The organism is Methylobacterium oryzisoli (assembly GCF_046557895.1).
Taxonomy (GTDB): Bacteria; Pseudomonadota; Alphaproteobacteria; order Rhizobiales; family Beijerinckiaceae; genus Methylobacterium; species Methylobacterium oryzisoli.
In genome coordinates, this window is record NZ_JBKIBX010000002.1 from 266,141 (window position 1) to 280,048 (window position 13,908).

At 75.3% G+C, this 13,908-nt stretch carries 13 protein-coding genes; 7 read left to right on the plus strand and 6 right to left on the minus strand.

Features of this window, described 5'->3' with window-relative positions; genetic code table 11:
• Nucleotides 1-16 precede the first annotated feature (16 nt).
• The 3 genes from ACKUB9_RS03610 to ACKUB9_RS03620 are packed head-to-tail and all read right to left on the minus strand — an operon-like array spanning nucleotide 17 to nucleotide 4,789.
• Nucleotides 17-2,845: a DUF4159 domain-containing protein gene (locus ACKUB9_RS03610; protein ID WP_407519421.1), complete on the minus strand. Its 2,829-nt coding sequence runs from the start codon at nucleotides 2,843-2,845 to the stop codon at nucleotides 17-19.
• A gap of 14 nt (nucleotides 2,846-2,859) precedes the next feature.
• Complete coding sequence (locus ACKUB9_RS03615; protein WP_407519422.1) at nucleotides 2,860-3,771, minus strand: DUF58 domain-containing protein; 912 nt, start codon at nucleotides 3,769-3,771, stop codon at nucleotides 2,860-2,862.
• A 7-nt stretch (nucleotides 3,772-3,778) separates the two neighbouring features.
• Nucleotides 3,779-4,789 (minus strand): AAA family ATPase, encoded by a 1,011-nt coding sequence (locus ACKUB9_RS03620; RefSeq protein WP_407519423.1) that lies wholly within the window; start codon nucleotides 4,787-4,789, stop codon nucleotides 3,779-3,781.
• A gap of 184 nt (nucleotides 4,790-4,973) precedes the next feature.
• Here ACKUB9_RS03620 and ACKUB9_RS03625 point away from each other — a divergent pair, with 184 nt between their 5' ends.
• The 5 genes from ACKUB9_RS03625 to ACKUB9_RS03645 are packed head-to-tail and all read left to right on the plus strand — an operon-like array spanning nucleotide 4,974 to nucleotide 8,262.
• A complete protein-coding gene (locus tag ACKUB9_RS03625; RefSeq protein ID WP_407519526.1) occupies nucleotides 4,974-5,402 on the plus strand; it encodes a PaaI family thioesterase in 429 nt (142 codons plus the stop codon).
• A gap of 40 nt (nucleotides 5,403-5,442) precedes the next feature.
• The gene (locus ACKUB9_RS03630) at nucleotides 5,443-6,030 is read left to right on the plus strand and encodes a DUF1285 domain-containing protein (protein ID WP_407519424.1); all 588 of its coding nucleotides are present in this window, start codon (nucleotides 5,443-5,445) and stop codon (nucleotides 6,028-6,030) included.
• Nucleotides 6,027-6,680: a CoA pyrophosphatase gene (locus tag ACKUB9_RS03635; protein WP_407519425.1), complete on the plus strand. Its 654-nt coding sequence runs from the start codon at nucleotides 6,027-6,029 to the stop codon at nucleotides 6,678-6,680. Before ACKUB9_RS03630 ends, ACKUB9_RS03635 begins: the two co-directional genes overlap by 4 nt.
• Nucleotides 6,677-6,934, plus strand: coding sequence for a DUF6111 family protein (locus tag ACKUB9_RS03640; protein WP_407519426.1), 258 nt, complete (start codon nucleotides 6,677-6,679; stop codon nucleotides 6,932-6,934). The genes ACKUB9_RS03635 and ACKUB9_RS03640 overlap by 4 nt, the downstream gene beginning before the upstream one ends.
• Entirely contained in the window at nucleotides 6,931-8,262 is a 1,332-nt protein-coding gene (locus tag ACKUB9_RS03645) for a CCA tRNA nucleotidyltransferase (protein WP_410825751.1), read from the plus strand. The genes ACKUB9_RS03640 and ACKUB9_RS03645 overlap by 4 nt, the downstream gene beginning before the upstream one ends.
• Before the next feature lie 17 nt (nucleotides 8,263-8,279).
• Here the strand turns inward: ACKUB9_RS03645 and ACKUB9_RS03650 are convergent, their stop codons facing one another.
• Nucleotides 8,280-9,356: a helix-turn-helix transcriptional regulator gene (locus tag ACKUB9_RS03650; RefSeq protein ID WP_407519428.1), complete on the minus strand. Its 1,077-nt coding sequence runs from the start codon at nucleotides 9,354-9,356 to the stop codon at nucleotides 8,280-8,282.
• 283 nt (nucleotides 9,357-9,639) lie between these two features.
• Here ACKUB9_RS03650 and ACKUB9_RS03655 point away from each other — a divergent pair, with 283 nt between their 5' ends.
• On the plus strand, nucleotides 9,640-10,443 hold the full coding sequence (locus tag ACKUB9_RS03655; RefSeq protein WP_407519429.1) for a DUF4198 domain-containing protein: 804 nt from the start codon (nucleotides 9,640-9,642) through the stop codon (nucleotides 10,441-10,443).
• Nucleotides 10,444-10,493: 50 nt separating this feature from the next.
• Here ACKUB9_RS03655 and ACKUB9_RS03660 read toward each other — a convergent pair whose 3' ends face one another.
• Entirely contained in the window at nucleotides 10,494-11,903 is a 1,410-nt protein-coding gene (locus ACKUB9_RS03660; protein WP_407519430.1) for an FAD-binding oxidoreductase, read from the minus strand.
• Nucleotides 11,904-12,087: 184 nt separating this feature from the next.
• On the opposite strand from ACKUB9_RS03660, the gene ACKUB9_RS03665 reads away from it, so the two are divergent.
• Nucleotides 12,088-12,885 (plus strand): enoyl-CoA hydratase/isomerase family protein, encoded by a 798-nt coding sequence (locus tag ACKUB9_RS03665; protein ID WP_407519431.1) that lies wholly within the window; start codon nucleotides 12,088-12,090, stop codon nucleotides 12,883-12,885.
• A gap of 84 nt (nucleotides 12,886-12,969) precedes the next feature.
• Here ACKUB9_RS03665 and ACKUB9_RS03670 read toward each other — a convergent pair whose 3' ends face one another.
• The gene (locus ACKUB9_RS03670; protein ID WP_407519432.1) at nucleotides 12,970-13,899 is read right to left on the minus strand and encodes a dihydrodipicolinate synthase family protein; all 930 of its coding nucleotides are present in this window, start codon (nucleotides 13,897-13,899) and stop codon (nucleotides 12,970-12,972) included.
• Nucleotides 13,900-13,908: the final 9 nt, after the last annotated feature.

A 13,908-nucleotide genomic window follows, 5' to 3' on the forward strand; every position in this document is an offset into this window, starting at 1 on the left:
GACAGGATCTCGCACCTCATTGCCCGAGCCGCTCCAGCAGGGCCGGCACGTGCACCTGATCCGCCTTGTAGTTGCCGGTGAGCGCGTACATCACGAGGTTGACCCCGCCCCGGAAGGCCATCTCGCGCTGGCGCGGGTCGCCGCCGACCACCGGGTAGAGCGCCTCGCCGCGGCGGCCCATCGCCCAGGCGGAGGCGAGATCGTTGCCGGTGATCACGATCGGCGAGACGCCGTCGCCCGCCCGGGCCGGGCGGCGCTCGGCGCCGTCGCCCGCGGGCGGCAGGGCCTCGACCCAGGTCTGGCCGTTGGCGTAGCGGCCCGGGAAGCTGTCCACGAGGTAAAAGGCCTTGGTCAGCACGTGGTCGCGCGGCACCGGCTCCAGTTCCGGCACTTCGAGGGTCGCCAGCATCCGCTGAAGATAGAGGCCCTCCGGCGTCGGCGGTCCCCCCGACCGCGCCGTCATGGCGTCGCGGGTGTCGAACACCACGGTGCCGCCGTTCTTCATGAACGCGTCGATGCGCCGTATCGCCGCCTCGCTCGGCTGCGGCCGGCCCGGGACGATCGGCCAGTAGATCACCGGGTAGAAGGCGAGTTCGTCGCGGGCCGGGTCGACGCCGGCCGGCTCGCCGGGTTCGAGGGCGGTGCGGCTCGCCAGCATCTGGGTCAGGCCGGCGAGCCCCGCCCGGCTGGTCTCGTCGACGGTCGCGTCGCCCGTGACCACGTAGGCCAGACGGGTCACGAGGGAGGATTCGATGCCGTTCGGCCGGTTGGCCGCGGGCTCCGCCGCGCGGGCCGGGGCGGGCGCGCCGGCCAGGACGAACGGCACGAGCAGCGGCAGGAGCAGGGCCGCCGCGGCCGGCCGGCGCCAGCGCGCCGCCATCAGGCCGAGGAAGCCGCCGAGCCACAGGGTCGCCAGCGTGTCGAGGGCGAGGAGGGCGAGCGCCAGGAGGAAGAGCGGGCCGCGCAGGTCGTGCATCCGAGCCTGTTCGAGGCCGCCGAAGCGGGCCGTCGCCAGGGGCGCGAAGTCGAGCGGGCGCAGGCGGTCGTCGGGCCGCAGCGCGTTGACCGCGAGCCCGCCGTCGGGCGGGCCGTAGAAGCCCGGCGGGTGCTCGGCCGTCGCCCGGTCGGTGTAGGTGGCCGGCACCGCGCGGGCGGTGGCGGGCGGGGCGATGAACGCCCCGAACCCGTCGAGGACGAGGCGCGGGGCCAGCACCGGCGGCGGCCCGGCCTGCGGGCCGCCCTCCACCGGGGGATTGGTGCCCGCGAGCGCCACCGTGCGGCGCAGCAGGTCGAGGAAGAGACCGGAGAGGGGCAAGTTCGACCACGTGGTATCGGCGGTGACGTGGACCAGCACGAGCAGCCCCTCACCCCGCTTGGCGGCCGTTACAATCGGCGTGCCATCTTCCAGCGCCGCCCAGGTCTTGCGGGCGAGGTCGCCGTCCGGTTCGGCCAGGATCTGGCGGCGCACGCCGATATCGGCCGGGGGCTTGAGGCCGGAGAAGGGGCTCTCGGGGGCGAAGGGCGCGAGCGTCTTGGGGCTGTCCCAGGACAGCGCGCCGCCGAGCACCCGCCCGCCCCGGCGCAGGCGCACCGGCACGAGGTCGTCGCTGCCGGCCGCGAGCCGCGGGCCGGCGAAGCGCAGCAGGAGCCCGCCCTTCTCGACGAAGCCGCTCACCCGTTCGAGCGTCGCCGGATCGAGGGCGCCGACATCGGCGAGCACCAGCACCGAGACCTGGGCGTCGAGCATCTGACCGCTGGATTCCGCCACGCCCTTGCCGCCGCGGGGCTCCTGCACGTCCGCGAAGGGCGAGAGCGCGCGCGACAGGTAGTAGGCCGGCGAGAGGAGCGGCTGGGCCTGGTCCGCCGTGCCGCCGAAGACGAGGCCGACCCGGCGCCGCCGCCCCCGCTCGTCCGCGAGGGTCACGGCGGCGGCCGAGCGCTCGCCCACGATCTCGAAACGGGCGATGGCGTTGCGGATCTCCACCGGCAGGTCGAAGCCCACCTCGGCCTCGGTGGCCCCGCCCGCGAAGGCGAAGGGCCCCTCGGCGAGCGCCAGCCCCTTGGCGTCGACCGCCCGCACGGCGCCCGCCTCGCGGCCGTTCGCCTCCGCGCGCACCACGCGCACGCCGATGCGCCCGCCGCTGCCCTCCGGCCCAGCGAGCGCGAGCGCCGCCGCGCGGTCGCCCTTGAGGACCGTGAGCGCGGCGCCCCCCTTGGCCACGGCCTCCGCGAGGCCCGCCGGGAAGCGCCCGGCCTCCGCGCCCCCGACCCCGTCGCTGATCCAGACCACGGCGCTGCCCGGCACCCGCTCCAGAAAGGCCGCAATGGCCGGCAGGTGGGCCTCGCGGTCGGCGAGGTGGGGCTGGGGCCGCACGGCGCGCAGGCGCTCCAGGGCCGGCCCGGGACCGGTCGCGTCGAGCCCCGCGGGGGCGGTGGCGGTGGCGACGAGCGCCACCGGCCGGCCGGCGCGGGCGGCCGCCTCGATCTCGTCGGTGGCGATCCGCACCCGGTCGCGCCAGTCCTGCGCGGCGGTGGCGCCGTTGTCGAGGATGAGCAGGAGGGGCGTGCGCCCGTCGCCCAAAGCCGTGGCGGCCGGGTTCCAGACCGGACCCGCCACCGCCAGGATCAGGCAGGCGGCGGCCATGAGGCGCAGGATCAGCAGCCAGGGCGGCGTGCGGGCCGGCGTCTCGCGCTCGGGCAGGAGGTCGGCGAGGATGCGCAGCGGCGGAAAATCGATGCGGCGCGGGCGCGGCGGCGTGACCCGCAGGAGATACCATAGGGCCGGCAGCGCCAGGAGCGCGCCGAGGGCGAGCGGGGCCGCGAAGCTGAGGGGCAGGCCGAACATCCGGAGAACCTCCCTCAGCCCGCCGCGCGGGCGGCGACGAGCGTCACGAGGCGCAGGGCCGCCTCGCTGGCCGGACGGTCGGTGCGGTGGAGGCCGAAGGTCCAGCCGTGGCCGCGGGCGATCTCAGCCAACGCGTCGCGATGGGCCTGGATCCGCACCCGGTAGGCGCTGCCCCAGGCCGCCGCGTCGCCGACGCGCAGCGACAGCCCGGCTTCGAGGTCGTGCAGTTCCGCCTCGCCCGCGAACGGGAAGGTTTCCTCCACCGGGTCGACGATCGCCACGAGGTGGCCCCGGCAGCCCGAGGCGGCGATGCCGGCGACCGCCGCCCGCACCTCGTCGAGGGGGGAGAGGAAGTCCCCGATCAGCACCGCCTCGTCGAACCGGGCCACCGGCGCGCGCGGCGGCATGTCCTCGTCGAGCCCGGCGGCATCGGCGACGAGGGCCTCCGCGATCCGCTCGACGATGGCGCGGGTGGCCTGGGGCCGCGACAGGCCCAGCAGCCCCACCCGCTCGCCCGCCTCCACGAAGGCGTCGGCCAGCGCGAGGCCGAGCACCAGGGCGCGCTCCACCTTCGGGCAGAGCGCCAGCGAGGAGGAAAATCCCATCGAGGCGGAGCGGTCGATCCAGAGCCAGACGTTGTGGGCCGCCTCCCACTCCCGCTCGCGCACGTAGAGACGGTCGTCCCGGGCCGAGCGGCGCCAGTCGATGCGGTTGGCCGCCTCCCCGGCCACGAAGGGCCGGAACTGCCAGAAGCTCTCGCCCGGGCCGGCGCGGCGGCGGCCGTGCAGCCCGTGCGAGAGGGTGGCGGCGACGCGGCGCGCCTCCAGGATCAGGCGCGGCATCCGCTCGGCGAGCGTCAGCGCGCTCTCGGTTTCCCGCCGTCCGGGGGAGCGTCCGCCGGGGCTGAGGACGCGGGTCGAGGCCATGCGGCGGTCAGAGCCGCGCGGTCAGGCGGCCGACGAGGCCCGGGATGGTCTCCCCGTCCGCCCGCGCCGCGAAGGTGAGCGCCATGCGGTGCTTGAGCACCGGCTCGGCGAGCGCCGCCACGTCGTCCACCGAGGGGGCGACGCGGCCCTGGATCAGGGCGCGGGCGCGCACGGCCAGCATCAAGGCCTGGCTCGCGCGCGGGCCGGGCCCCCACAGGAGCTTGCCGGCGATCTCGGGGGCGCCGCCCTCGGGGCGCGCGGCGCGCACGAGGTCGAGGATCGCATCCACCACGCCCTCCCCCACGGGCAGGCGCCGCACGAGCCGCTGGGCGGCCAGCAGCGCCTCGGTGGCCATCACGGGCTGCGGCCTGTGCTCCTCCGCGCCCGTGGTCTCGAGCAGGATGCGCCGCTCGGCGGCGCGGTCGGGATAGCCGACGTCGATCTCCAGGAGGAAGCGGTCGAGCTGGGCCTCGGGCAGCGGGTAGGTGCCCTCCTGCTCGATCGGGTTCTGGGTGGCGAGCACGTGGAAGGGACGCGGCAGGTCGTGCCGGTCGCCGGCCACCGAGACGAAGTGCTCCTGCATCGCCTGCAGCAGGGCCGACTGGGTGCGCGGGCTCGCGCGGTTGATCTCGTCGGCCATCAGCAGCTGGGTGAAGATCGGCCCGCGCACGAACCGGAACGAGCGGTGCCGGTTCTGGTCCTCGTCGAGGATCTCGGTGCCGAGGATGTCGGAGGGCATCAGGTCGGGGGTGAACTGCACCCGGCGCGCGTCGAGCCCGAGCACGGTGCCGAGCGTCTCGACGAGCTTCGTCTTGGCGAGTCCGGGAAGGCCGACGAGCAGGCCGTGGCCGCCGGCCAGGATGGTCACGAGGGCGAGGTCGACCACGCTCTCCTGGCCGAAGATCACCTGATGGATGGCCTCGCGGGCGCGTCCGACCGAATCCAGGCAGGCTTCGGCCGCGGCCACGATGCCGTCGTCCAGGGTGGTCGCGGTGGCCGGCGCGCTGCCGTGTGTCATGCGGGTGTCCTCACCGATCAGCCTCGTGCACGGACCCGCCCCGATCCGCACCAGACCCGGGAGTGTGGAACCCTTGTTCCCCGCGGGCAAGGTCGGCGAGACGACGCAGGCCGGCGCGCGGCCCCGTGCGCTGGTCCGGCCGGGCCGCGTTGCGGCGGCGCCCTCGCCCCCCTATGCCACCCGCATGACCGCTTCCGATCCCCTCGCCGACGGCTGGCACCCCTTCACGGATCCCGGCTTCATCGACCTCGTCGGCCCGATCCTCGTACGCGAGGGCCACGGCCCGACCGCCTACGCGTTCCGGGCCTCCCCCAAGCACGCCAACCTGATCGGCGTCGTGCAGGGGGGCATGCTGATGACCTTCGCCGATCGCGCGCTCGGCGTCGCCGCGATGGCGGCGGCCGAGGGGGCGAACTGCGTCACGGTGCAGTTCGAGATGCAGTTCATCGGCGCGGTGCGCATGGGCGACGTCGTCACGCTCGTGCCGCAGGTGGTGCAGCGCACCGGCACCCTGGTGTTCATGCGCGGCGACCTGCGGGTCGGGGAGCGGATCGCCGCGAGCGGCACCGGGGTGTGGAAGATCCTGCGGCGGCGCCCCGAGGCGGCGGCCTGACGCCGTTCAAAACCCGCGCGCCTCCCCTATGTGAGCCGGGATGACGCAGGACAGGCCCGCGCCCGGCGCGCTCGAACGCCTCACGGCCGCCCTCGGCTCGAAGGAGCGCCGCGGTCCGCCGCCGGTGGAGCGGTGGAACCCCGCCTATTGCGGCGAGATCCCGATGCGGATCGCCGCGGACGGCACGTGGCACTACAACGGCAGCCCGATCGGGCGGCCCGCCCTGGTGCGCCTGTTCGCCTCGGTCCTGCGGCGCGACCCGGACGGGCGCACCGTCCTCGTCACGCCGGTGGAGCGGGTCGGGATCGAGGTGGAGGACGCGCCCTTCCTCGCCGTCGAGATGGCGGTGGAGGGCGAGGGCGACGATCGCGCCATCGCCTTCCGCACCAACGTCGACGACGTGGTGCCGGTGGATGCCGACCATGCCCTGCGCTTCGCGCGCGACCCGGACGGGGGCTTCAAGCCCTACCTGCACGTCCGCCACGACCTGTGGGCGCTGGTGACCCGCGCCCTAGTCTACGACCTCGTGGAGCTGTGCGAGACGCGCGAGGAGGACGGCACGGCGTGGTTCGGCCTCGCGGCGGGCGGGCGCTTCCACCGCATCATGCCGGCCGCCGAGCTCTCGTGAGCGCCGCATCCGCCGTCGCGGCGTTCCTCGCCCGCGCCGCCGCGGGCCTGCGGCCCGAGCCCCCCGGCCCCCTCGATCCCACCGCGAATCCCCGCGGCGACCACGACGTGGAGCCCGACGTGCTCGACGCCGCCCTCTCCCGCCCGCCGCGGCTCGCCGCCGTGCTGGTCCCGGTGCTGGCGCGGCCCGAGGGCGTGACGGTGCTGTTCACCGAGCGCGCCGCCCACCTGCGCGACCATTCCGGGCAGATCGCCTTCCCGGGGGGGAAGATCGACCCCGCCGACCCCTCCCCGCTCGCCGCGGCCCTGCGCGAGGCCGAGGAGGAGATCGGGCTCGACCGCGCCTTCGTGCGGCCGCTCGGCTACCTCGACCACTACCTCTCGGGCACCGGCTTCTTGGTGACGCCGGTGGTCGGCCTCGTCGGGCCGGAGGCCTCCCTGCGGCTCAACCCGAACGAGGTGGCGGACGCCTTCGAGGTGCCCCTCGACTTCCTCATCGACGTCGCCAACCACGCGCTCCACAGCCGGGAATGGCGGGGCCGGCAGCGGCGCTACTACGCGATCCCGTTCGGCGATCGCTATATCTGGGGGGTGACCGCCGGCATCGTGCGGAATTTCTCGGAACGCCTCTCAGCCCCCGGACCGCGATGATCCGCACCCTCCTCGACGACGTCGCGCTGTTTCTGCTCCCCTTCGGGCTCTACGCGATCTACCTGCTCGCGCGCCGCCGCAGCCCGCTGCGCTGGGTGCACTGGAACGACCACGCCCTCCGGCTCGCCCTGGCGGGCGGCGTCCTGGTGATCGGCTCGCTGCTGTTCGCGGGGCTGTTCGGCGAGCGCCACCGCACGGGCTACGTGCCCTCCCACATCGAGAACGGGCGGGTGGTGCCGGGGCAGTTCCGGTGAGCGGCGAGGCCGGGCGGCTCGCCCCGGAGGGTCTGACGGCCCTCCTGGCGCGGGCGCGCCTGCGCCGCGTGCTCGACGCCCTCGCGGTGCCCGGCGAAGAAACCCGGCTCGTCGGCGGGGCGGTGCGCGACGCGCTGCTCGGGCGGGCGGTCACCGACATCGACCTCGCCACGACGCTTCGGCCCGAGGCGGTGATGGAGCGGGTGGCGCAGGCCGGCCTCAGGCCGGTGCCGACCGGGATCGACCACGGCACCGTCACGGTGGTGGCGGGCGGCGAGCCCTTCGAGGTCACGACCCTGCGCGAGGACATCGAGACCGACGGACGCCACGCCGTCGTGCGCTTCGGGCGCGACTTCGCGCAGGACGCGGCCCGGCGCGATTTTTCCATCAACGCGCTCTCGGTCGGCCCCGACGGGCAGGTGCACGACACGGTCGGGGGCCTCGCCGATCTCGCGGCGGGGCGCGTGCGGTTCATCGGCGAGGCCGGCCAGCGCATCCGCGAGGATTACCTGCGGGTCCTGCGCTTCTTCCGCTTCCACGCCCGCTACGGGCGCGGGCCGATCGATCCCGCGGGGCTGTCCGCCGCCATCGCGGCCCGCGACGGCCTGAGTTCCCTGTCGCGCGAGCGGGTGCGGATGGAGCTCCTGAAGCTGCTCACCGCGCCGGGCGCGCCGGAGGCGGCGGTGATCCTCTCCGGCACCGGCCTGCTGCAGCGGCTCCTCGGCGGCATCGGCGATCTCGGGCGGCTCGCGCGGCTCGCCCCGACGGAAACGGCGCCCGACCCGGTGCGCCGGCTCGCGGCCCTGGCGGTCCACGCCGGCCCCGACGCCGAGCGCCTGCGCGACGCCTTGCGGCTCTCCCGGGCCGAGCACGCGCGGCTCTCGGGCTTCGCGGCGGCGGCGGCGCCCCTGCACGGCAGCACGACGCCGCTCGACGCGGCCGACATCCGCCGCCTCGTCGCCCTGCACGGCGTCGCGGCGGTGGCCGACGCGACGGCGATCCTCGCGGGCGAGCCGCGCCCGGTGCTGGACCCGGAGGCCGGGCGGGCGCTCGCCGCCTTCGCGTCCGGCGCCGAGCCGGTGCCGGTCCTGCCCGTGACGGGTGCCGCCCTGGTGGCCCGCGGGGCCGCGCCGGGCCGGGCGCTCGGCGCCGGGCTGGCCCGGGCGCGGCAAGCGTGGCTCGCCGCGGGCTGCCCGACCGGCCGGGAGGCCCGCGAACGGCTGACGGCCCTCGCCCTGGCCAGCGCGCCGGACCCGCCTAGAGCATTTTCCGACGAAGTGGATGCCGGTTCGTCGCAGAAAATGCGGCAAAACAAGAACTTAGAGTAGCGCCCCGGCCAGGAGGTTCAGGCCCGGACCCGGAGGGCATCGGCGCGCCGGAGCGCGACGGGCGCCTCCGGCGGGCGCAACGCGGGCGCCGAGGCCATCACGACGCGCAGGAGCTCCGCCTGGCGGCGCGTTCCGGTCTTGTCGAACAGCCGGGCGAGGTGCGTGCGGACCGTCGCGACGCCGATGCCGTAGGCCTGCGCGATCTCGTTCAGGGTGAGATCCTGCACGAGGCCGAGCAGCACGCGCAGTTCGCCTCCGGTGAGGCCGTAGAGCCGCACCAGCGCCTCGCCGGGCACCGCGCAGGGCTGGTCGGGGTCCTGCACGAACAGGGCGGCCACGGGTCCCGGCGCATCGGCGACGTCGCTCCCGGGGTCGCGCAGGCGCACGAGGCGCCCGACGAGGCCCCGGCCCGATGCGGCCCGGTTCGGCGGGAACGGCAGGGCCGGCGCGGGCGGCGCGGCGCCGAGGCGGCAGGCGGCGAGCGCCGCCTCCAGCCCCTCCTGGGCGGCCGGATCGCGGGCCGCGAGACCGCCGGAGGCGATGCGGCGCAGCACGCTGCCCTCGCGCAGGATCGTGTCGGCGGCGGCGTTGGTGCGCAGGATGCGGCCGGCGCCGTCGAGCAGGATCACCCCCGCGCAGAGCGCGTCGACGGCGGCGCCGAGGCCGCGCGACTCGCCGTCCCGCTCGGCGAGGCGCTGCCCGGTCTCCAGCGCCTGCCGGACGTGCGGCAGCAGCAGGCGCATCACCGCGCGGGCGGCCTCGGGCACGTGCGGGTGCCCGCCCCGATGGCCGGCACCCGGCATCCGGCGCGCGGCGGGAAACGGGCCTGCGCCGGCTTCGAGCCACGCCACGACCTGCAGCGGGCAGAGGCCGGCGAAGAGCGCGGCCAGGAGGTCGCGGTCCACCGCGCCCTCCCGCACGGCGCGGGGCGGAGCACAGACCGGATCCGGCAGGCCGGCAAGGCAGGCGACGCAGACGGCCAATCCGGCCGCCTCCACGATGCCCGCCAGGGTGTCGGGCCACAGGTGCGGCTCGGCCACGCAGGCGTAGATGCGAGCCACGAGATCCGAGAACTCGCTCTGCGTCAGGGACATGTCGTGAAACCCCCACGGCCGCCGATACACCCCGGGCAGAGTGACGCGGCGGCTCGGCCAGATCAGCCAGGACTTATTTTGGTATCTTTTTGGGCTGATCGACAAGCTGAGACACTGTGTCGGCGGACTCGATTCTCACCGTCATGTGTTCCCGCGCACATCGGACGGGCCCGCCCCACCCGCCCCGCGCCGCCGCTTTCCAGTCCCGCCACGCTTGATCTTGGGGCGGCGCACCCCACGTGCCGGACGATCACAGTCTGCCACCAGGAGGTTCGAGCGGCCGATGCTGAGCCTGTCGATCCCGCGCCCGGCGGCCTGCGCCGCGCCGGTTCGCGCAGCGGCCCTGGCGGTCCTGGCGCTGAGCCTGCTCGCGGGGCCGGCAGGGGCGCACGACCTCTGGCTGACGCTCAGTTCCCCCGAGGCGGGTCCCCAGGTGCGGGTCAATTTCGGCCGCGCCCGCGAGCGGCTGACGCCGTTCAGGCCGAAGCTCCTCGACCTGACGGCGATCACCCCGGACGAGACGAAGGACCTCGTCGGGGCGCTGAAGCCGAGCCCGCCCGACGTGCCGCCCGCGCTCCTCGCGGCCCTGCCCACCCGGCCGGGCCGGACGCTCGTCGCCGCCTCCTACGACAGCGGCTACTGGGTGCGGCTGAAGGACGGGACCGGGCGCAACACCAGCCGCCGCGTGCTGCCGGACGCGGAGGGGGCGCGCTGGTCGATGAAGTTCGCCAAGGCGGCGTTCGGGCCGGGGGCGCCCTGGCAGCGCGTGGTCGGACACCTCTTGGAGATCGTGCCCCTGGAGGTGCCCGGGCCGACCGCGGGGGCGCTGCGCGTGCGGGTGCTGTTTCGCGGCGCGCCCCTGGCCGGCGCCGCCCTGATGACCGGCGAGGGCGCGATGGATGCCGGGCAGACGCCCCACTACACCACCGACCAGGACGGGGTCGCGACGGTGCCGATCCGCCAAGCGGGCGCGCAGCTCATCACGGTGACCCACGACGTCGCTCCCTCGGCGACGCCGGACCTCGCCGACCGCGACGAGTACAGCGCGACCTTCGCGTTCCGCCTCGACGAGGCCCCGGTGAACTGACGCCGGGAGCAAGAGTCAGCGGATCAGCCGCGTCAGCGGGCCAGCCCGTGTCAGCGGGCCAGGACCTTGCCGGGATTGAGCAGGCCCTCGGGGTCGAGTGCGGCCTTGATGCGGCGCGCGAGCGCGATCTCCTCGGGACGGCGGTGCCGCACGAGTTCGGCCACCCGGTACTGCCCGATCCCGTGCTCGGCCGAGATGCTGCCGCCGAACCGGTCCACCACCCCGTGCACCAGCCGGTTGACCGCGTCGCTCTCGTGGTCGGGTGCGACCAGCACGTTGTAGTGGATGTTGCCGTCGCCCATGTGGCCGAAGGCGTTGGCCCGCGCGCCCGGCGCCCCCTCCGCCAGCGCACGGCCGGCGGCCTCCAGGAAGGCGGGAATCGCGGTGATCGGCACCGAGACGTCGTGCTTGACGGCGCGGCCCTCCTTGGCCTCGGCCTCGGTGATGCCCTCGCGCAGCGCCCACAGCCCCGCGGCCTGCTGGCCGGATTCCGCCAGTACCCCGTCGACGGCGTCCCCGCGCTCGAAGGCGGCGGCGAGCATACCCTCGGCGGCTTCGCGCAGGGCGGGCAGCGAGGAGGCGGCCTCCAGGAGCACGTGCCAGGGCGCCGGTCCCACCGGGCGCGTCAGCGCGGAATGGCGCCCGACGAGGTCGAGCGAGAGGCCGGAGATCAGCTCGAAGGCCTGGATGCAGTCGCCGAGTTCCTCCTGCGCCAGGGTGAACAGCCGCAGCGCCGCCTCCGGATTGGGCACGGCGAGGAGCGCCGTCGCCACGTGCCGGGGCCGCGCGGCGAGCCGCATCACCGCCGCCGTGACGAGCCCGAGCGTGCCCTCGGTGCCGATGAACCACTGCTTCCAGTCGTAGCCGGCATTGTCCTTGCGCAGGGCCCTGAGGCCGTCGACCACGGTCCCGTCCGCCAGCACCACTTCGAGCCCGAGCACGAGGCCGCGGGTCATGCCGTAGCGCACCACGTTGAGGCCGCCGGCATTGGCCGCGATGACGCCGCCCAGCATCGCCGAGCCCTCGGCCGCGAAGCTGACCGGCAGGAGCCGGCCGGCCGCCGCCGCGGCGTCCTGGGCGGTCCTGAGGACGCAGCCCGCCTCCGCCGTCAGGGTGAGGCCGACCGGATCGACGGCCCGCACCGCGTTCATGCGCGCGAGCGAGACCACGACCTGGGTCCCTGAGGCGTCCGGCGAGGCCCCGCCCGCGAGCCCGGTATTGCCGCTCTGCGGCACCATCGCGGCCCCGGCCTCGCGGCAGAGCCGCACCGCGTCCGCCACCTCGGCGGTGGAGGCGGGCCGCACCACGCAGGCCGGGCGCCCCGGGAAGAGGCGCCGCCAGTCGACCGCGTAGGAGGCGATGTCGCCCTCCTGCGTCAGCACGCCGGCGGGTCCGAGCCGCGCCGTCAGGCGTGCGACGAGGTCGTGATTCGTCCGGCCGTGGGTCGTCTCCTGGGTCATCACGGATCGGGTCTCCGGCGGGGGCGTGTCGCCGAGCGGCCTCGCGCGGTTAGGGCGCGGGGTCAAGGGCGCCGACCGCGGCGGATCGCGTGACGCGCTTGCACGGGTCGCCTTGCACGCATCCCTTGGCCCGCGGACGCGGCCGGGCCAGAGTGACGCCCGTGACCGCCCCCTGGGAGACGCCATGAGCGCGACGGACGAATTGCTGTGCGAGGTGGATGCGGACGGCATCGCGCACCTCACCCTGAACCGGCCGCAGGCCCGCAACGCGCTCACCTTCCCGATGTACGAGCGCCTGTTCGAGCTCAGCCGCAGCCTCGACGCGGACGGCGCCGTGCGGGCGATCGTGATCACGGGGGCGGGCGACCGGGCCTTCGCGGCCGGCACCGACATCGCGCAGTTCCGCGCCTTCTCGACGCCCGAGGACGCGCTCGGCTACGAGCGCTTCATGGACCGGGTGCTCGGCAGCCTGGAGCGCTGCCGCAAGCCCACCATCGCGGCGATCGCGGGCGCCTGCACGGGCGGCGGCGCGGCGATCGCGGCCGCCTGCGATCTCCGGATCGCCACCCGCGACGCCCGCTTCGGCTTCCCGATCGCGCGCACGCTCGGCAACTGCCTGTCGCTCGGCAACCTGCGGCGGCTCTCGGCCCTGGTCGGGGCGGCCCGGGTGAAGGAGATGATCTTCACCGCCCGCCTCGTGGAGGCCGAGGAGGCGAAGGCGATCGGCCTCGTCGGCGAGGTGCTGGCGGACGCGGACGCCCTGCGGGCGCGGGCCGGCGAGCTCGCGCGCCTCCTCGCCGGGCACGCGCCCCTGACGCTGGCAGCCACCAAGGAGGGCCTGCGCCGCCTGAACGAGGACGAGGCCTCCGAAGGCGCCCGGCCGGGGGATGACCTGATCCTGATGTGCTACACCAGCCGCGACTTCCGCGAGGGCATGGAGGCGTTCCTGGCCAAGCGCCCGCCGGAGTGGACGGGGACGTGAGGCCCGGGGGCCGCGCCACGCCCGCGCTCGGATGCTGCCCGCGCCTGACCCGGAGGGTGGCGGGGATGGGAGAGCCGGCCGCGCCTACGCCGCGGCCTTCAGCCCGACCTCCGGCAGGACCGGCCGGGTGGCGACGGCCTTGGCGACGATCGCCTCGACCTCGGCCCGCTCGGGATCGGTCAGGGCGAGGCGCGGCGGGCGGGTGAGCGCGCTGCCGCGGCCCATCAGGTGCTCGCACAGCTTGATGCACTGGACGAGGTCGGGCCGGGCGTCGAGGTGCAGGAGCGGCATGAACCACTCGTAGAGCGGCATCGCCTCGGCGAAGCGGCCCGCGGCGGCGAGGCGAAACAGCGTCTCGCCCTCGCGCGGGAAGGCGTTCGACATCCCGGAGACCCAGCCGACCGCCCCCATCGCGACGCTCTCCACCACCACGTCGTCGAGGCCGGCAAACAGCACGAAGCGGTCGCCGACCTGGTTGCGCGTGTCGATGAAGCGACGCGTGTCGCCCGACGAATCCTTGAAGCAGACCACGGTCTCGACGTCGGCCAGCGACACGAGGATGTCGGGCGTGACGTCGTTCTTGTAGATCGGCGGGTTGTTGTAGAGCATCACCGGCAGGTCTGTGGCGGTCGCCACCGTGCGGAAATGGGCCGCCGTCTCGTGCGGCTTGGCGCTGTAGACCAGGGACGGCATCACCATGACGCCGTCGATGCCGACGCGCGCGGCCTCGCGCGCGGTCTCGACCGCGAAGGCGGTGGTGAACTCGGCGATCCCGCACAGGACCGGCACCCGCCCGGCGGCGACCGACTTCGCCGCCTCCATGATCGCGACCTTTTCGGAGCGCGTCAGCGAGGTGTTCTCGCCCACCGAGCCGCAGACGATGAGCCCCGACACGCCGTCGCGGATCAGGCCGTCCATCACCCGGGCGGTGGCGTCGATGTCGAGGGAAAGATCGTCGCGGAACTGCGTGGTGACGGCCGGGAAGACGCCCGTCCAGGAAATGCGGGGAGCCATGGGGTTTCT